Here is a 17,855-nt window from a genome sequence, read left to right as displayed (position 1 = left end):
CGCATATGGCAAGAGAATACAAAGATGTGGTGGTGGGGCTGGACATCGGCACGGCCAAGATCATGGCCGTCGTCGCCGAGGTTCTGCCCAACGGCGAGCTCAAGCTCGCCGGCCTGGGGGTGGCGCCCAGCAATGGCCTCAAGCGCGGCGTGGTCGTGAACATCGACGCCACCGTGCAGAGCATCCAGCAGGCGCTGAAAGAGGCCGAGCTCATGGCCGACTGCAAGATCCAGCGCGTCTACACCGGCATCACCGGCAGCCACATCCGCGGCCTCAATTCGAGCGGCATGGTGGCCGTGAAGGACAAGGAGGTCACCGCTGCCGACGTGGCGCGCGTGGTCGAGACCGCCAAGGCCATCAACATCTCCAGCGACCAGCGCCTGCTGCTGGTCGAGCCGCAGGAGTTCGTGATCGACGGGCAGGATGTCAAAGAGCCCATCGGCATGAGCGGCATCCGCCTGGAAGCCAAGATCCACATCGTCACCGGCGCGCAGAGCGCGGCCGAGAACATCATCAAATGCGTACGCCGCTGCGGACTGGAGGTCGAGCAGCTGCTGCTCAATCCGCTCGCATCGAGCCAGGCCGTGCTGACCGACGACGAGCGCGAGCTCGGCGTGGCCCTGGTCGACATTGGCGCCGGAACCACCGATGTGGCGATCTTCACGGGCGGCGCGATCCGCCACACGGCGGTGATCCCGATCGCAGGCGACCTCATCACCAGCGACATCGCGATGGCGCTGCGCACGCCCACCAAGGACGCCGAAGACATCAAGGTCGAGAGCGGCTATGCCAAGCAGTTGCTGGCCGACCCCGAGGCGCAGGTCGAAGTGCCGGGCCTGGGCGACCGCGGCCCGCGCATGCTCAGCAAGCAGGCGCTCGCGGGCGTGATCGAGCCGCGCGTCGAAGAGATCTTCTCGCTGGTGCAGCAGGTCATCCGCGAGTCGGGTTACGAGGAAGTGCTGTCGTCGGGCATCGTGCTCACGGGCGGCAGCGTGGTCATGCCGGGCATGGTGGAACTGGGCGAGGACATTTTCCTCAAGCCCGTGCGCCGCGGCATCCCCAAGTATTCGAGCGCCCTGTCCGACATGGTGGCCCAGCCGCGGGCCGCCACGGTGATGGGGCAACTCGAAGAGGCGCGCCTGGCGCGCATGCGCGGATTCAAGGTGGCGCAAAAAAGCGGCTCCGTGAAAACCGCTTTTGGCCGGTTCAAGGACTTCATCGTGGGGAACTTCTGACCATGCCCAAACCGATCTGGGTCGTGCGTCCCCACCCTCCGCCGCGCGTGCGCTGGCGCGGCGCCGGTCCGCCGCGCGTGCACCGAAGTTGTTTGATTGTTTCCCAATTCACCATTGCTTTTCCGTCAGTAACAGGAGCTCCAACATGTCCATCGAAATGATCGAAGCCGAAGAATTCAACCAGGGCACCCAGATCAAGGTGATCGGTGTGGGCGGGGGCGGCAGCAACGCCGTCGAGCACATGATTGCGCGCGCCGTGCAGGGTGTGGAGTTCGTCAGTGCCAACACCGACGCCCAGGCGCTCACGCGCAGCTCCGCGCACCGCGTCATCCAGCTGGGCCAGAGCGGCCTGGGCGCGGGCAGCAAGCCCGAAAAAGGCCGCGAAGCCGCGGAAGCGGCCGTCGAAGACATCCGCAGCGCCATCCAGGGCGCCCACATGCTGTTCATCACCGCCGGCATGGGCGGCGGCACCGGCACCGGCGCCGCGCCGGTGATTGCGCGCGTGGCCAAGGAGATGGGCATCCTCACCGTCGGCGTGGTCACCAAGCCCTTCGACTGGGAGGGCGGGCGCCGCATGACCAACGCCGACAACGGCCTGGCCGAGCTCGAGGCCAATGTTGACTCGCTGATCGTGGTGCTCAACGAGAAGCTGCTCGATGTGCTGGGCGACGACATCACCCAGGACGAAGCCTTTGCGCACGCCAACGACGTGCTCAAGAACGCCGTGGGCGGCATCGCCGAAATCATCAACGAGTACGGCCATGTGAACGTCGACTTCGAAGACGTGCGCACCGTGATGGGCGAGCCCGGCAAGGCCATGATGGGAACGGCCACCGCCAGCGGCCCCGACCGCGCGCGCATTGCCGCCGAACAGGCCGTGGCCTGCCCGCTGCTCGAAGGCATCGACCTGTCGGGTGCCAAGGGCGTGCTGGTATTGGTGACCGCCGCCAAGGGCAACCTGAAACTGAGCGAATCGCGCCTGGCCATGAGCACCATCAACGCCTACGCCTCGCCCGACGCGCATGTCATCTACGGCGCCGCCTACGACGACAGCCTGGGCGAGGAGATCCGCGTCACCGTGGTGGCCACCGGCCTCTCGCGCCACAATGCGCGCCGCCAGTCGATGCAGGTGGTGCAGGGCAGCCTGCGCACCGGCACCGACAACCTGGCCTACCAGGTGCCGGTGGCGGGCGCGGCCATGGGCACGACGGTGCTGGGTTCTGCGGGCGGCACGAGCCAGACCGATTACGGCAGCATGGCCGTGCCCAGCGTCTGGCGCACCAACCGCACGCAGGCTGCGGCGCGCGTGGACGCCCTGTCGTCGGGCGGCATGGACGACCTGGAGATTCCAGCGTTCCTGCGCAAGCAGGCCGATTGAGCGGGAAGCCGCGGCGCGGCCCGCGCTGGCGCCGCGCCCCATCTTCCATCGCGGCGATAAATCCAGGGCGTGCGTGCACTGCAGCAAAGTGCCGCCTTCGCACCTAAAATCCCTGCATGCTTCAGCAACGTACTCTCAAGGCGCTCACCCGTGCGGTGGGCGTGGGCCTGCACAGCGGCCAACGCGTGGAGCTCACCCTGCGCCCCGCGCAGCCTGACACCGGCATTGTGTTCCGCCGTGTGGACCTGCCCGAACCGGTGGACATTCCGATCTCGGCCCTGGCCGTCACCGACACGCGCATGGCCTCGACGATCTCTGCGGGCGGCGCCAAGGTGCACACCGTCGAGCACCTGATGTCGGCCTGCGCGGGCCTGGGCCTGGACAACCTGTACGTGGACATCACCGCCGAAGAGGTTCCCATCCTCGATGGCTCGTCGGCGTCGTTCGTCTTCCTGCTGCAAAGCGCCGGCATCGCGCTGCAGAACGCCCCCAAGAAATTTATCCGGGTCAAGCGCCCGGTGCAGATCCGCCAGGGCGAGGGGGCATCCGCGAAATGGGCGCGGCTCGACCCTTACCACGGCTTCAAGCTGCGCTTCGAGATCGACTTTTCCCACCCCGCGGTGGACTCGACCGGCCAGTGCGTCGAGTTTGACCTGGGGCAGGGCAACTACAGCCGCGACATCGCGCGCGCGCGCACCTTCGGCTTCACGCGCGACGTCGAGATGATGCGCGCCAGCGGGCTCGCCCTGGGCGGTGGCCTCGACAACGCCATCGTCATGGACGACTACAAGGTGCTCAATGCCGACGGCTTGCGCTATGACGACGAATTCGTCAAGCACAAGATCCTCGACGCGATGGGCGATCTCTACCTCATCGGCAAGCCGCTGTTGGCCGCCTACAGCGCGTTTCGTTCGGGTCATGCGCTCAACAACCTGCTGCTGCGCGAGCTGCTCGCCCAGCCCGACGCCTGGGAACTGGTGAGCTTCGACAACGAGCGCCTGGCCCCCCCGGGCTTTGCCCAGCCGGCGCGCGCCTGGTAAGCGCACAGGGCCCGCTGCCATGCTGCTGTTCCGCTGGGCCGTCCTGCTGCTGTTGCTCGCGGCGGCGGTGTGCTTTGCGTTCTATGCCGGCACCGGCCAGCCGCGCTACAAGCGCCTGGGTTTTGTCGTCCTCAAGTGGACGCTGATCGCCGCCTTTGTCTTCTTTGCGGTGCTGATCGCCGAGCGCGTTCTCTGACGCGGGCGCGCTCTGCATAGCCCTATACTCGCGGCTGCTCCGGGGTGTGCTGACGCACTGAGATGGGGGCGGTCTGAAGTCCAGACTGGCCCGCGAACCCGACGAACTTGATCCGGTTGATACCGGCGTAAGAAGAGCCGATCTTTCTGTCCTGCCACTTTTGACGGCAGGCGGACCTTGCCCCTGGCGCTGCCACCGGGGGGGCGAGCACAGGTCCACTCCGGAGCACATCCCTGCCACCCACCGGAGACCGACCATGAACGCCACCGACCCCCTTGCCCTCGAGACATTCGCCCGCTTGCTGGAGGATGCCCGTGCGCCCTTTCCGGCCTCGCGCAAGGCCTACGTGCCCGGCCAGCTGCACGCCGACCTGCGCGTTCCCGTGCGCGACATCCTGCTGACCAACGGCGAGCAGGTCAGCGTCTACGACACGTCGGGCCCTTACACCGACCCCGATGCCGCCATCGACGTGCGGCGCGGCCTGGCCAGCGTGCGCGGCGCCTGGATCGCAGCGCGGGGCGACGTCGAGCGCTACGCAGGCCGCGCGCCCGCGGCGATCGATGATGGCCAAAGGAGCGAGGACGCCGCGCGCCTGGCGCAGCTGCGCGCCGAGGCCGCCGCACTGCAGCGCCAGCCCCTGCGCGCGCGCAGCGGCGCCAACGTCACGCAGATGCACTACGCGAAGAAAGGCATCGTCACGCCCGAGATGGAATACGTGGCGATCCGCGAGAACGGCAAGCGCGAGTGGATGGCGCAGTACATGGCGGACGCCGGCCGCGAGCAGCGCCTGATGGGCAACCCGATGGGCGCGAGCATCCCCCAGATCATCACGCCCGAATTCGTGCGCGACGAAGTGGCGCGCGGGCGCGCCATCATTCCAGCCAACATCAACCACCCCGAGGTCGAGCCCATGGCCATCGGGCGCAACTTCAAGGTCAAGATCAACGCCAACATCGGCAATTCGGCCGTCACGTCCAGCATCGAGGAAGAGGTCGAGAAGCTGGTCTGGGCGATCCGCTGGGGCGCAGACAACGTGATGGACCTGTCCACCGGCAAGGCCATCCACACCACGCGCGACTGGATCGTGCGCAATGCGCCCGTGCCGATCGGCACCGTGCCGATCTACCAGGCGCTCGAAAAGGTGGGCGGCGTGGCCGAGGACCTGACCTGGGCCATCTTCCGAGACACGCTGGTCGAGCAGGCGGAGCAGGGCGTGGACTACTTCACCATCCACGCCGGCGTGCGCCTGGCTTACATCCAGCTCACGGCGCAGCGGCGCACCGGCATCGTCTCGCGCGGCGGCTCGATCATGGCCAAGTGGTGCATGGCGCACCACCGCGAGAGCTTTCTGTACGAGCATTTTGAGGACATCTGCGACATCATGAAGGCGTACGACGTGAGCTTCTCGCTGGGCGACGGACTGCGGCCGGGCTGCGCGAGCGACGCCAACGACGCGGCGCAGTTTGCCGAACTGCACACGCTGGGCGAGCTCACGCAGACCGCCTGGAAGCACGACGTGCAGACCATGATCGAAGGCCCGGGACACGTGCCCATGCACATGATCCAGGCCAACATGACCGAGCAGCTCAACACCTGCCACGGGGCGCCGTTCTACACCCTGGGCCCGCTGACCATCGACATCGCCCCCGGCTACGACCACATCGCCAGCGCCATCGGCGCGGCCATGATCGGCTGGATGGGTACGGCCATGCTGTGCTACGTGACTCCCAAAGAGCACCTGGGCCTGCCCGACCGCGACGACGTCAAGCAGGGCATCATTGCCTACAAGATCGCCGCGCACGCGGCCGACGTGGCCAAGGGCCACCCTGGCGCGCGCGCGCGCGACGATGCGCTCAGCCAGGCGCGCTTCGACTTCCGCTGGGAAGACCAGTTCAACCTGGGCCTGGACCCCGACACCGCCCGCGCATTCCACGACGAGACCCTGCCCAAGGATGCCTCGAAGGTGGCGCACTTCTGTTCGATGTGCGGCCCCAAGTTCTGCTCCATGAAGATCACGCAGGAGGTGCGCGAATTCGCCGCACGGGGCCTGCAGGAAAAAGCGGTGGAATTCCGCGGCACGGGCGGTGAGTTGTACGTGCCGATCCAGCCCGTGGCCTGATGTCAGGCCGCGTGCCGCTGCGCCAGCCGCAGCGGCGCGCGCGGGGCTGCCGTCTGTGGCGCCGTGCCGGGTGCGGTTTGGTCCACCGGGCCGGGCGCATCCTGGCCCGGCAGCACGAACCGGCTGATCAGGGCCGCCAACTCCTGGGCCTGGCTGCGCAGGCTGGCGGATGCGGCGGCCGATTCCTCGACCAGTGACGCGTTCTCCTGCGTCATCTGGTCGATCCGGGATACGGCAGTGTTGATCTGCGCGATCTCGTGGTTCTGCACGGCGGTGGCCGAGGTGATTTCGCCCATGCGGCGTGCCGCGTCCTGCACGGCACCGACGATGCGCTCCATGGTGCTGCCCGCCACGCCCGCCAGGCTGGCGCCGGCCTCGGCGCGTTCGACCGATGCGGTGATCAGTGCCTTGATTTCTTGCGCCGCCGCCGCCGAGCGCGTGGCCAGGCTGCGCACCTCGGCCGCGACCACGGCGAAGCCCCGCCCCTGTACGCCGGCGCGCGCGGCCTCGACCGCGGCATTGAGCGCCAGGATGTTGGTCTGAAAGGCGATGGAGTCGATCACGCCGATGATGTCCACGATCTTGCGCGAGGACTGGTGGATGCCTTCCATGGTGCCCACCACCTGGGCCACCACACTGCCCCCCTCTTGCGCCACCACGGTCGCGGCGTTCGCCATGGCCTGCGCGTGCTGCGCCGATTCGGCGGACTGGATGACATGGTGGGTCAGCTGGTCGAGCGCGGCAGCAGTCTGCTGCAGGCTGGTGGCCGTCTCTTCGGTGCGGCCCGACAGTTCGCTGTTGCCGCTGGCGATGTCCGAGGTGGCCGCGCTGATGTTCTGCGCCGAGCCCCGCACCTGCTGCACCAGCGCACGCAAGGCGTTCTGCATCACCTCCAGAGACACCAGCATGCGGCCGGCCTCGTCGCGCCCATGGCCTGCAATGTCGTGGCGCAGGTCCAGGCTGGCCACGCGGTCGGCGGTGGTGCCAGCCAGAGCGATCGGGCGGGTGATGCTGCGCACTAGCCACAGCGCGAGCAGCGTGCCCAGCGCCAGCGCCAGGGCGCTGAAGGCGATCAGCACCAGCCGGGCCACTTCGCCCAGCCTGGCGACCTCGCGCGCACGCGCATCGATGGCATCGCGCTGTGCCTGCGTCAGCGTGCCCAGCGCCGACAGCAGCGCGTTCGACGACGGCAGGAAATGTTCGGCATAGACCTTGCGGATGCGCTCGGTCAGGCCCGAGTCGCGCGCCGCCACCAGCGCGGAGCGGGCCACCGCGAAATCCTTGCCGGCGGTGCGGATGCCTGCGAGGAGCTGCTGGTGCTCGGCCGCCTGCAGCCTGTCGGCCAAGGCGCTGAGCCGCCCGTCATAGAGCTGCTGCGTCGCGGCAATGTCCGCGCCCAGGGTATCGCCCACCTCGGGCTCTGAACTCAAGGCGATGGCCTTGTAGCGCTCCGAATTGATGGCCTGGTAGCGGTAGGCATCGGCCACCAGCCGCTCGGCCGCGACGCTGTGCTCCACCATGTGCTGCGTGGAGCGCTGGATGCGCTGCAGCGACCAGATGCCAAAGGCCGAGCCCAGCAGCGCGAGCGCCATGGTCGCGAAGAAGACGGCCAGCAATCTGCTGGCCAGCGAGCCGCGCGAAGCGGTGGCAGGGGAGGGAACGGAGGGGGTGGACGAAAGCATAGGAGAAGGAAGGGGTGCTGCCCGCGCGAGCGGCCAGTGCCGCGCGCAAGACAGGTACCTGGGGCCAGCGGCCCCGAGCCCTGTGGACTGTGCCGGTTGTTTGTGACAATTTGCTGTCAATCCCTGGGCAATGCGCGTGCCGTGAACACTGACTCCATGCCGGTGAATACCCTGCGGCTGCTCAAGCGGAAGACGCATACAGTTACTTTTGGTTCGCGCCGTGGGGCGCCAGGACATGGATGCGCGCGCTTCCCGCATGTCGGCGCTGATCGGCGGCGCGCTGCTGCTGGCGCTGGCGGTGCTGGTTCCACTCACCTTGTTCAGCGTGCGCTCCATCACGCGTTCGCTGTCGCAGGCGCGCGACCTGGCCGAGCGCATTGCCGGCGGCGACCTGTCCCAAGAGGTGCGGGCGACGAACCACGACGAGGTTGGCCAGCTGGTGATGGCCATGGAGCGCATGCAGGACGCGCTGCGCACGCTGGTGCGCCAGGTGCAGGACGCCGCGGGCAACATTGCCGCGTCCAGCGGCCAGGTTGCCACCGGCAACCAGGACCTGGGCCAGCGCACCGAGCAGACCGCCGCCAACCTGCAGGAGGCCGCCTCGTCGATGGAGCTGCTCACCGGCACCGTGCGCCACAACGCCGAGTCATCGCACCATGCGCGCGACTTCGCCACCTCGGCCGCCACCGTGGCCGAGCGCGGCGGCAGCGTGGTCGCCCAGGTGGTGACGACCATGGAGCAGATCACTGCCAGCTCGCGCCACATCGGCGACATCACGGGCGTGATCGACTCGATCGCCTTCCAGACCAACATCCTGGCGCTCAACGCGGCCGTCGAGGCCGCGCGCGCGGGCGAACAGGGCCGCGGCTTCGCCGTGGTGGCCAGCGAAGTGCGCAGCCTCGCGCAGCGCTCGGCCGAGGCCGCGCGGGAGATCAAGGCACTGATCGGCACCTCGGTCGGCCGGGTGAAAGACGGCGCCCGCTTGGTGGGCGAGGCCGGGCAGACCATGGGCGAGATCGTGAGCAGCGTGCGCCGCGTCTCGGGCATCATCGGCGAGATCACCGCCTCGGCGGCCGAGCAGAGCGAGAGCATCGACCAGATCGGCCAGTCGGTGCGCCAGCTCGACCAGATGACGCAGCAAAATGCCGCGCTCGTCGAAGAGTCCACCGCCGCCTCCGCATCGCTGCGCGAGCAGGCCGGCCAGCTCACACGGGCCGTGGGCCAGTTCAAGCTCGATGGCGGCAGCGCCGCCGCGCCGCAGGGCGGCCCACGCGCGGCGCCTGTCGCCGCCGGGCTACGCGCCTGGGCGTGGCCGCCGCCGCGCTGCCGCTGCGTTGATTTCGAGCGTTTTAAGGCTCCAGCGCTTGCCCATCAAGCGCTGGTAGCTCTTGATTTCGTAGCGAATGAGCGGGCCGCGCACAGCGCAGGCCCCGGGCGGGACACCGCAAACCAAAGCGTGTCAGCGCCAGGCCGGCGGCAGGCCGCGCGGCGCAGTGGCCAGGGGCTGTTGCAGCCGCCACCCGGCCGCCTCCGCCGTGTCGTGCAGGTTGCGTCCGTCCAGCGTGTAGTGGATCTCGGTGCCCTGCGGCGCATCCAGTGCGGGCAGCAGCGCTCGCAGCACCGAGAGCGCAGCCGCCAGGTCGTGCACAAGGATGTCGATGCGCAGGTACACCACGTCGCGCGAGCCGTCCAAGTGGCGCTCGCCCAGCGAATCGCCCCAGCCCACCACCAGGCCCAGGCCCTGCGCGCGCAAGGCCTCGTCCATCTGCTCCTCGCGCAGGTGCAGAGGGTCGGCCTCGTGCCGTCCCACCGGGATTTTGACGAACACGAATCCCGGCGCTGCGCTGGGCGGAGGGGCGGCAGGGGGAGGGTGGGCCATGGCAGGCCATTCTAGGAACAAGCGGGCCGGTGCGCTGGCCCCTTTGCGCGCGCAGCGCGCGCGCCGTCAGTAACTGCGCCCGCCCTTGTACATCGCGTGCTGGCGCCGCTGCAGCGTTCCCGCCTCGGCCAGCCGCGCCATGGCGGCGCCCGCGTGCGCGTGGGTGATGGCCATGCCCAGCGCGTCGGCCGCGTCGGTGCCCGGCAGGCCGGGCAGCTGCAGCAGGCGGCGCACCATCTCCTGCACCTGGCTCTTGGCCGCACGCCCGTGGCCGACGACCGCCTTCTTCATCTGCAAGGCCGTGTATTCGGCCACCGGCAGGTCGCTGGCCACCAGCGCCGTGATGCAGGCGCCGCGCGCCTGGCCCAGCAGCAGCGTCGACTGTGGGTTGACGTTGACGAAAATGATCTCGACCGTGGCCACGGTCGGCTGGTAGCGTGCCGCCACCTCGCTGATGCCGTCGAACAGCACCTTCAGCCGCCCCGGCAGGTCGCCCAGCGCGAGCTGCGTGGTGCGGATGGTGCCGCTGGCCACATAGCTGAGCGCGTGCCCCTCTACGTCTATCACGCCAAAGCCGGTCGTTTGCAGGCCGGGGTCGATGCCAAGGATTCGCATAACTGTGAAAAATGGAGCTGTCAGTGCTTGTCTGGTAAGCGCTGAGCGCCTTTTTGATTATGGACCAGCGCACCAGCGCACTGGAGGCGGGCTTGCGCTTCCGCACAGGCCTGAACGAACCAGGCGTGCGCTGAGACCGCACGCCGCGGGGATTTGCAGCGGGCACAAGAAAAAACCCGCCGAAGCGGGTCCTTGTTGCAGCGCTGGGCTTAAGCCTTGCGCTGGCGCAATGCGGCAATGCCAGCGAGCCCCAGTCCCAGCAATGCCAGCGCGCCCGGTTCAGGCACCGGGTTGGGCGCGGCGGCGGTGAACACATAGTTGAACGCGCCGCCGCCCTGTGTGGCCTTGTCGCCGCCCACATAGGCGGAAAGATCTCCGCCCTGGTTGTAGCCGCTCTTGCCCACATCGATGAAGAAATTCTCGGCCAACGCGTTGCCGCCACCAAACTTGTTGGTGGTCGGCAGATGGGAAGTGTCTCCGAATCCGTCGTACCAGGCCAGGTGATTCACGAAGGAATCAACGGTTGAAATGGCGTATTGGTATCCATTTGCGAGGGAGCCGAAGACCAATTCGGCGGCTTGCAAAGCCGTGTAGTTGAGAGGGGTGTTCTTCCAGAAAGGTCCGGACCCCACGTCGTAGCTGCCGATGTAGGTCCAACCGACATTGTCCGAATCCAGGTAAGTGTTACCGACCACCGGGGCCGCTTGAGCCCCCACGGCGAGCAGCGAAAAACCAAGAACCAAGGGCGAGAGAAAACGGTGCATTGACATCACCTAGTTGAGGTCTCAAAAAGAAGCATTTTGTGTGCCAAGGTTACAAATCAATGGCTTACGTAACTACACGTCACGAAGTGTCAAAAATATCGACGCTTATAGAACCTGCGGGGCGTTCTTTCGCGCTATGCCATCGCGCGTGCACTACCGCTTTGCTGCGCCGTTGGCCGTGGCAGTCACGGCAGCTCCGCCCCGCCCATGCGCCGCAGGATGGCCCGGGTGCGGCCGCTCAGGTAGGCGGAGCCGGGCATCTTTTCGAAGCGCTTGGGCGCGGGCAGCATCACGGCCAGGCGGGCGGCCTCGGCAGGGGCCAGGCGGGCGGCGCTTTTGCGGAAGTAGTGCTGCGCGGCAGCCTCGGCGCCGAACACGCCGGCGCCCCATTCGACGTTGTTGAGGTAGATCTCCAGGATGCGCTGCTTGGTGAGGAATTGCTCCAGCAGCAGCGTGAGCACGAACTCCTGGCCCTTGCGCAGCAGCGTGCGCTCGCCCGACAGCAGCAGGTTCTTGGCCAGCTGCTGCGTGATGGTGGAGCCGCCCCGGATCTTGGGCGCGCGCACGGGCCGCGCGGCGGCGGCCGGGGCGCGCGGCTTGGCGGGGCGCGCGGCTTCCTGGCGCGCGGCCTGGGCCTCGGCAAGGGCGTTGCGCTCCCAGGCCTTTTCGATGGCGTTCCAGTCCACGCCGTCGTGGTTGACGAAGCTGTCGTCTTCCGCGGTGATGACGGCGCGCTTGAGGTGGTCGGAGATCTGCGTATACGGCACCCACTGCTGGCGCCAGCGCACCGTGCCTGTGTCGGCCCATTGCACCCAGGCCTCGGAGCGCTGGAAGCCGGTGGATTCGGGGGCGATCGCGGCCATGGCGGCGATGCGCAGGGCGAAGAACAACTGCAGCGCCAGCAGCGCCAGCAACACCAGGCCGATCCAGCGCAGCAGCGGCTTCATGGGGCAGTGGCGCTTCAGTGCGCGTGGGTGCCGGAGGCGAAGGCGGGCTGCGCCATCAGCGCGCGCAGTTCAGCGAGTACCGCGGCGCTGGGCGGGCGCACGCCGCGCCAGATCGCAAAGGCCTCGGCGGCCTGTTCCACCAGCATGCCCAGGCCGTCGCGCGGCTGGGCGCCGTGCGCGCGGGCCCAGTCCAGGAAGCCCTGGGCGGCCGGGCCGTACATCATGTCGTAGGCCAGGGCGCCCGGGCGCAGCACGCTGGCGGGGACGGGGACCGCATCGCCTGCGAGGCTGCTGGCGCTGGCGTTGATGACGATGTCAAAGGTCCCGTTTGGGGTCAAATTGCCCTCTAACGCTTGCGGGGTATGCGCTGACAGCTCTGTTTTGTGTAGCGCAGCCAGGGGCGCGTGCGACTGCACCAGCGCCTGCGCGCGCGCCAGGGTGCGGTTCGCCACGGCGACGCGGCGCGGCCCGGCGGCCAGCAGCGGCCCGAGCGCACCTGCGGCCGCACCGCCCGCGCCGACCAGCAGCACGTCGCGCCCGGCCAAGGCAAAGCCGGCGTTGTGCGCGACGTCGGCCACCAGGCCCAGGCCATCGGTGTTGTCGGCGTAGATTTCGCCGTCGGCAAAGCGCAGGGTGTTGGCGGCGCCGGCCAGCTGCACGCGCTCGCTGCGCTGGGTGGCCAACTGAGCGGCTTCGAGCTTGAACGGCACCGTGATGTTGCAGCCGCGCCCTCCGGCGGCGGCGAATTCGGCCAGCGCCTGCGCAAAGCCGTCCAGCGGCACCAGGCGGCGCTCGTAGCGCAGCGCCTGGCCCGTGAGTGCGGCAAAGCGCGCGTGGATCCAGGGCGAGCGGCTGTGTTCGACCGGATGGCCCATGACGCAGTAAAGATCGGGCGGGGGGGCGCTGGCGTTCATCGCACGCTGGTCTCCAGGGTTTGCTCGCGCGTGAACTTGAAGCGCGAGACCACGGCAATCTGGTCGGCCTTGCGGCGCATCTCGGCATTGAAGGCGCCGAACGGGCCCGCCGCGCGCGCAATGGCCTCGGCACGGCTGTCGAGCAGGGGCGTGCCCGAGCCCTGCACGATTTCGGTGGCGAGCACGCGCCCATCGTGGTTGACGGTGACGATCATGGTCAGCTCGCCGTATAGCTTTCTGCCGCCCATCTCGGGGAAGTTCTCGGTGCCCTTGTCTTCGACCTTGCGTCGCAGCGCGTCGTAGTAAACCGCGTACACCTCCTCGCGCGTGGCGGGGCTGATATAGCGCTTCTTGGGGCGCGCGTTCTCTTCGTGGATGCGGCGTTCGATCTCGGCCAGCAGCTTGACGAGCTGGCGGCGCTTTTCTTCCTGGGCGGCCTTGGCGGGGTCGGGGCTGGGCTTGCGCGGGTCGGGGGCGGGCAGGGCGGCAATCTGCTTGCGCAACTGGGCGAGCAGCTGGGTTTGCTGTTCCTGCAGTGTGTCGAGCTTGCGCTGGGCCTCCTCGAAATCGTTGCCGATGTGGGTGAGGGCCGAATAGGGCAGCGGGCTGGTGGCGCGGCCCTGGGCAGCGTCGCCGCCGCCGGCCAGCGCCGCCTGCGCGATGGCCTGCGCCTTGTCGGGGCGCTCGCTGGACTTGGCGTTGACCAGGATCACTTCGAGCGGCGTGTCCTGGAACACGCGGTTGAAGCCCTCCGGATCGACGAAGCGCACCGACAGCACGGCGGCGTGCAGCAGCGCCGACACCAGCAGGGTCAGCTGCAGCGTGCTGAGCTTGCGAAGGAAGGCGGCCCGTGTCACGGCGCAGGGGGATCGGCGCTCGCCGCGGCGTCGCTTTCGCTCACATCGACGGCAATGGCGATCGGGCCGGCCACGGCCTCTTCGTCGTCGGCATCGTCCACCGGGCCATCGTCGCTGGCGTCGGCGGGGTCGTCCAGGCGTTCCAGGACGGTGCCGTGCAGGTCGAGCGTGATGTCGTCGATCTCGCCGAGCCGCACGCGCAGGCGCGCACCGCGCGGCAGGTGCTGCGCGCCCAGCACCGGGAACACCAGCGGCAGCTCGTCGGCGCGCACCAGGAAGCTGCCGCCCGGGCCTTCCTTGAACACCGTCGCCGTGAGTTCGGTGATGCGGTTTTGCGCCAGGTACTGGAGCGTCCAGAAGCGCTCCATGCCGGCCTGGTAGCCGTTGTAGGCGCTGTAGGCGGCGTCAAAGCTGCTGATGATCGAGAACAGGTCGGCGTCCTTGGGCTTGAACGGCGCGGCCAGCGCGGCGGTCTTGCCGTGGCGCGCGCAGGCAATGATCTGCCACTGGTTGACCAGGTCGGTGTAGCGGCGCAGCGGCGAGGTCGCCCAGGCGTAGCTCTTGACGCCGATGCCGGCGTGCGGCAGCGCCTTGGTGCCCATGCGCACCTTCACGCCCGGCGCCAGGCTCGCCTGGCTGCGGTAGATGCCGGGCACGCCGAGATCGGCCATCCAGCTGCCCCAGGTGCTGTTGGCGACGATGGCGGCTTCGGCCACGATCAGGTCGAGCGGCGCGCCGCGCTTGCGCGTGCCGATCTGCACCTGCTCCGTGCCATCGGGCTCGGCGCCGTCGTTGCCGACCAGGCGGAAGCTGTAGTCGGGGCGGTTGAAGGCTTCGGGCTTGCCGCGCACCACCTCGCGCTGGGCCTTCAAACTCTTGGCAAAGCGGTGCAAAAATGAGAGCTGCTCGCGCAGTTCCAGCAAGGGCTGGGGCGTATTTTCAGTGTGAATCGAGGGGTCGGCCAGCCATTCTTCGGTGACGATGTGGTCGAGCTGGTCGTGGCGCAGGTTGACGCTGACGGGCACGCGCTCGAGCTTGGTTTCGGTGCCGGTGACGGCCAGCGTGGCCTCGTCGATGGTCACGTACAGCGACACGGCCGGGTTGGCGCGGCCTGCGTCGAGCGTGTAGATCTGCACCACCTCGTCGGGCAGCATGGTGATCTTGTAGCCGGGCATGTAGACCGTGGACAGGCGCTGGCGCCCGAGCTGGTCGAGCGCGTCGCCCGGTGCCATTGCCAGGCCCGGCGCGGCGATGTGGATGCCCAGCACCACGGTGCCGCTGCCCAGGCCTTGCAGCGACAGCGCGTCGTCGATCTCGGTGGTGGCCGAGTCATCGATGGAGTACGCCTGCACCGGCGCCAGCGGCAGGTCGGCGGGCGGCTGGGGCGCGGCCAGCGGCGGGAAGTCCGTGCCCTTGGGGAAGTTGTCGAACAAGAAGCGCTTCCAGTGGAACTGGTAGCTCGAATCGATGGCGCCGGCCTTTTGCAGCAGCGGGAGCGGCGCGGTGTGCGTGGCGCGGCTGGCCTCGACCACGGCCTTGTACTCGGGCGCGTTCTTGTCGGGGCGGAACAGAATCTTGTAGAGCTGCTCGCGGATCGGCTGCGGACAGTCGCCCTGGGCCAGGGACTGGGCCCACTCGGCGATCTGGGCCAGCACGCGCTTTTTCTTCTCGATGGCGGCCAGCGCCTGCTGCAGGATCTCGGCCGGGGCCTTCTTGAAGCGGCCCTTGCCGGCGCGGCGGAAGTAGTGCGGCGCCTCGTAGAGCGCGAACAGCGCGCCCGCCTGCTGGGCCAGCGTGGCGTGGTCCGAGAAATAGTCGCGCGCCAGGTCGGCAAAGCCGAACTCGTCCTCGGAGGCGAATTCCCAGGCCAGGTCGAGTTCGATGGTCTGCGCCACGGCCTGCGCCTGCGCCACGAGTTCGGCGGGCGCGGGTTTTTCGAATTTCAGCAGGATGTGGGCGGACTTGACCTTGACCCGTTTGCCCGAATCGAGCTCGATCTGGGCCGAAGTGTCGGCCTCCGAGAGGATGCGGCCGGCCAGGAACTTGCCGGATTCTTCAAACAATGCGTGCATGGACAAGATTGTCCCATGGCCGCTGGGGCGCGAAAGCCGCCGGCGGTTGTCACGTTTTCACGCCAGCCCGCATCTAACGGAAAAAGGCCGGAAGAAGCCGGCACGCCGCACCCCAACGCGGCACAGGCGCCGCCCCGGATGCGCTGTGCCGAATCCCTTGTGTGCCCTTGTGCAGGAGAAAACCATGACGCTCCCTCCATTTTTCGTTCCTTCCCAGGCCGTGCGCACCCTGCGCCTGGCCGCGCCCCTGGGCTTGGTAGCGGCAGTGGCCGTGGCCTGTGGCGGCGGCGGTGGCAGTGGCGGTGGCAGTGGCGGTGGCAGTGGCGGTGGCAGTGGCGGTGATTCGTCTTCCGGTGTCCCGGACCCGGCCCAGGCGGCGCTGGTCGAGCAGGGAAAACAGATCTTCCGCTTCGACACCTTTGGCGACGAGGTGCAATGGACCGACACCCTGAAGATGCACGAGGTCATCAGCGCTGCGGTCGACCCGGTGACGGCACTGTCCGTGGGGCTCAAGGTCGATGCCGAGGCGCTGCCGGCGGCCGTGGTGGCGGGCATCCAGGACGGCAGCGTCGACCTCAAGAGCCCGGCCACCACCGTGGCGCTGCTCAAGCTCAACGCGGTCGTCGGCGTCCAGGGCGTGGTGGAAACGGTCAACGGCGTGGACCGGCTCATGCGGGTGGGCATCACCTGCGCGCTGTGCCATTCGACGGTCGACAACTCGTTCGCGAAAGGCATCGGCAAGCGCCTGGACGGCTGGCCCAACCGCGACCTCAACCCGGGAGCGATCATCGCCCTGTCGCCGGCGCTGGACGCGGCGGCGAAGGCCACCCTCAACAGCTGGGGGCCTGGCAAGTTCGACCCCCGCAACAACGTGGACGGCCTGAGCAAGCCGGTCGTGATTCCGCCCGCCTATGGGCTGGCCGGCATCCACCGCATCACTTTCACGGGCGACGGCGAGGACATCGCCTACTGGAACCGCTACGTGGCCGTGGCCGAGATGGGCGGGCTGGGCACGGTGGTCGAGCCGCGCCTGAACCTGCACATCACCCACGGCACCGAGGACCGGGTCTCGGCCCAGCTGCCCGCCCTGCAGGCGTACCAGCTGTCGCTGGGCGCGCCGCCCGCGCCGGCGGGGAGTTTCGACCCGGCCGCCGCGGCGCGCGGTCGCATGGTGTTCGAAGGCGCAGGAAAGTGCGTGGCCTGCCACAGCGGGGGCAGCTTCACGGACGCCAATGCCCGGCTGCACCCGCCGGGCGATTCGATGGCGGAGCCCGAAAGCCCGAGCTACGCCTCCCGTTCGGCGACCAAGATGTACCGCACGTCGCCGCTCAAAGGCGTCTGGCAGCACGCCCCCTATTTCCACGACGGCTCGGCCGCCACGCTCGAGGAGGTGGCGCAGACCTACAACACCCGGCAGGCCCTCGGTCTCAGCGCCCAGGATGTGGCCGACCTGGCGCAGTACCTGAAGTCGCTGTAGCCGGGCGCCGCGGGACCGGCACGCGGTGGCGCGGGCGGGACGGCGGCGCTCAAGCGCTGGCCGGAGCCAGCTGCAGGAACTGCGCCACCCGCGCAATGTGTTCGGCAAAGTCGCTCAGCGCATGGTCCCCGCCTTCGAGCAGCAGCAACTGCGCCTGCGGGTAGCGCGCGACCATCTCGCGCCAGTCCAGCAGTTCGTCGCCCTTGGCCACCACCGCCAGTTGCGGCCCGGTGGCGGCCTGGTCGCGCACGTCGAGGGCACGCAGCTCGCCGATGAAGGCCGGGTCGAAGTAGAAGCGCTCGGCCGGGTCGTGCCAGGCCGTCTGGTCGCCGATGTGGCGCGCGAGGTCGCGCGCGGGGTCCACCGCGGGGTTCAGCAGCACCGACGGGCAGCCCGTTTGCTGTGCCACCCAGCTGGCGTAGAAACCGCCCAGGGACGAGCCGACCACGGCCATGTGGGCGTGCGGCCAGCCAGCGATGCCCGCGCTCACGAGGTCCATGGCCGCACGCGGCGAGGGCGGCAGCTGCGGGCACCAGAACTGCACGCCCGGGTGGTGCCGGACCACATGCGCGGCCATCAGCCGGGCCTTGGCCGATTGGGGGGAGGAGCGAAAGCCGTGGAGGTAGAGCAGATGGGTGGTGGCCATGGCCGGGAATCATAGGCGGCCCGATAATCGCTGC

At 68.6% G+C, this 17,855-nt stretch carries 14 protein-coding genes, 1 pseudogene and 1 riboswitch; of the genes and pseudogenes, 7 read left to right on the top strand and 8 right to left on the bottom strand.

Annotated elements, in window-relative coordinates; genetic code table 11:
- Positions 1–5 precede the first annotated feature (5 nt).
- The 5 genes from ftsA (at position 6) to thiC (ending at position 5,968) form a co-directional block, all read left to right on the top strand.
- On the top strand, positions 6–1,235 hold the full coding sequence (ftsA, locus tag B2J86_RS13420) for a cell division protein FtsA (RefSeq protein WP_169168023.1): 1,230 nt from the start codon (positions 6–8) through the stop codon (positions 1,233–1,235).
- Between the two features lie 145 nt (positions 1,236–1,380).
- Positions 1,381–2,613 (top strand): cell division protein FtsZ, encoded by a 1,233-nt coding sequence (gene ftsZ / locus B2J86_RS13415; RefSeq protein ID WP_169168024.1) that lies wholly within the window; start codon positions 1,381–1,383, stop codon positions 2,611–2,613.
- 116 nt (positions 2,614–2,729) lie between these two features.
- Positions 2,730–3,653 carry a UDP-3-O-acyl-N-acetylglucosamine deacetylase gene (gene lpxC, locus B2J86_RS13410; RefSeq protein WP_169168025.1) on the top strand — a complete coding sequence of 308 codons (924 nt, stop codon included), beginning with the start codon at positions 2,730–2,732 and terminating at the stop codon, positions 3,651–3,653.
- A gap of 19 nt (positions 3,654–3,672) precedes the next feature.
- Positions 3,673–3,849 (top strand): hypothetical protein, encoded by a 177-nt coding sequence (locus tag B2J86_RS13405; protein ID WP_169168026.1) that lies wholly within the window; start codon positions 3,673–3,675, stop codon positions 3,847–3,849.
- A 30-nt stretch (positions 3,850–3,879) separates the two neighbouring features.
- A riboswitch (TPP riboswitch) is annotated at positions 3,880–4,000 on the top strand.
- Positions 4,001–4,105: 105 nt separating this feature from the next.
- Positions 4,106–5,968: a phosphomethylpyrimidine synthase ThiC gene (thiC, locus tag B2J86_RS13400; protein WP_169634321.1), complete on the top strand. Its 1,863-nt coding sequence runs from the start codon at positions 4,106–4,108 to the stop codon at positions 5,966–5,968.
- Positions 5,969–5,970: 2 nt separating this feature from the next.
- On the opposite strand, the gene B2J86_RS13395 is transcribed toward thiC, so the two are convergent.
- Positions 5,971–7,650, bottom strand: coding sequence for a methyl-accepting chemotaxis protein (locus B2J86_RS13395; protein ID WP_173025857.1), 1,680 nt, complete (start codon positions 7,648–7,650; stop codon positions 5,971–5,973).
- Between the two features lie 226 nt (positions 7,651–7,876).
- Between B2J86_RS13395 and B2J86_RS18240 the strand changes: the two are divergent.
- Positions 7,877–8,950: pseudogene (locus B2J86_RS18240) on the top strand (methyl-accepting chemotaxis protein); the annotation flags it as partial.
- 645 nt (positions 8,951–9,595) lie between these two features.
- On the opposite strand, the gene ruvC reads toward B2J86_RS18240, so the two are convergent.
- From ruvC to B2J86_RS13360, 6 genes are all read right to left on the bottom strand, one after another.
- Entirely contained in the window at positions 9,596–10,144 is a 549-nt protein-coding gene (gene ruvC, locus B2J86_RS13385; protein ID WP_169168029.1) for a crossover junction endodeoxyribonuclease RuvC, read from the bottom strand.
- A gap of 209 nt (positions 10,145–10,353) precedes the next feature.
- Entirely contained in the window at positions 10,354–10,908 is a 555-nt protein-coding gene (locus tag B2J86_RS13380) for a PEP-CTERM sorting domain-containing protein (protein ID WP_205763696.1), read from the bottom strand.
- 185 nt (positions 10,909–11,093) lie between these two features.
- The gene (locus B2J86_RS13375) at positions 11,094–11,855 is read right to left on the bottom strand and encodes a transglycosylase domain-containing protein (RefSeq protein WP_169168031.1); all 762 of its coding nucleotides are present in this window, start codon (positions 11,853–11,855) and stop codon (positions 11,094–11,096) included.
- A gap of 14 nt (positions 11,856–11,869) precedes the next feature.
- Complete coding sequence (gene aroE / locus B2J86_RS13370; RefSeq protein WP_173025855.1) at positions 11,870–12,769, bottom strand: shikimate dehydrogenase; 900 nt, start codon at positions 12,767–12,769, stop codon at positions 11,870–11,872.
- Entirely contained in the window at positions 12,766–13,626 is an 861-nt protein-coding gene (locus B2J86_RS13365; protein WP_173025854.1) for a TonB family protein, read from the bottom strand. The genes aroE and B2J86_RS13365 overlap by 4 nt, the downstream gene beginning before the upstream one ends.
- Positions 13,623–15,698 carry a ribonuclease catalytic domain-containing protein gene (locus B2J86_RS13360; RefSeq protein ID WP_173025853.1) on the bottom strand — a complete coding sequence of 692 codons (2,076 nt, stop codon included), beginning with the start codon at positions 15,696–15,698 and terminating at the stop codon, positions 13,623–13,625. The genes B2J86_RS13365 and B2J86_RS13360 overlap by 4 nt, the downstream gene beginning before the upstream one ends.
- Before the next feature lie 184 nt (positions 15,699–15,882).
- On the opposite strand from B2J86_RS13360, the gene B2J86_RS13355 reads away from it, so the two are divergent.
- Positions 15,883–17,175 carry a c-type cytochrome gene (locus tag B2J86_RS13355; RefSeq protein ID WP_216842393.1) on the top strand — a complete coding sequence of 431 codons (1,293 nt, stop codon included), beginning with the start codon at positions 15,883–15,885 and terminating at the stop codon, positions 17,173–17,175.
- A gap of 49 nt (positions 17,176–17,224) precedes the next feature.
- Here B2J86_RS13355 and B2J86_RS13350 read toward each other — a convergent pair whose 3' ends face one another.
- Complete coding sequence (locus B2J86_RS13350) at positions 17,225–17,821, bottom strand: YqiA/YcfP family alpha/beta fold hydrolase (protein WP_173025852.1); 597 nt, start codon at positions 17,819–17,821, stop codon at positions 17,225–17,227.
- Positions 17,822–17,855: the final 34 nt, after the last annotated feature.

Origin of the sequence: Acidovorax sp. SRB_14, from assembly GCF_012932145.1 — a bacterium.
In the GTDB taxonomy this organism is placed as follows: domain Bacteria; phylum Pseudomonadota; class Gammaproteobacteria; order Burkholderiales; family Burkholderiaceae_C; genus Simplicispira.
This window is presented reverse-complemented; position numbering and strand designations above follow the sequence as displayed.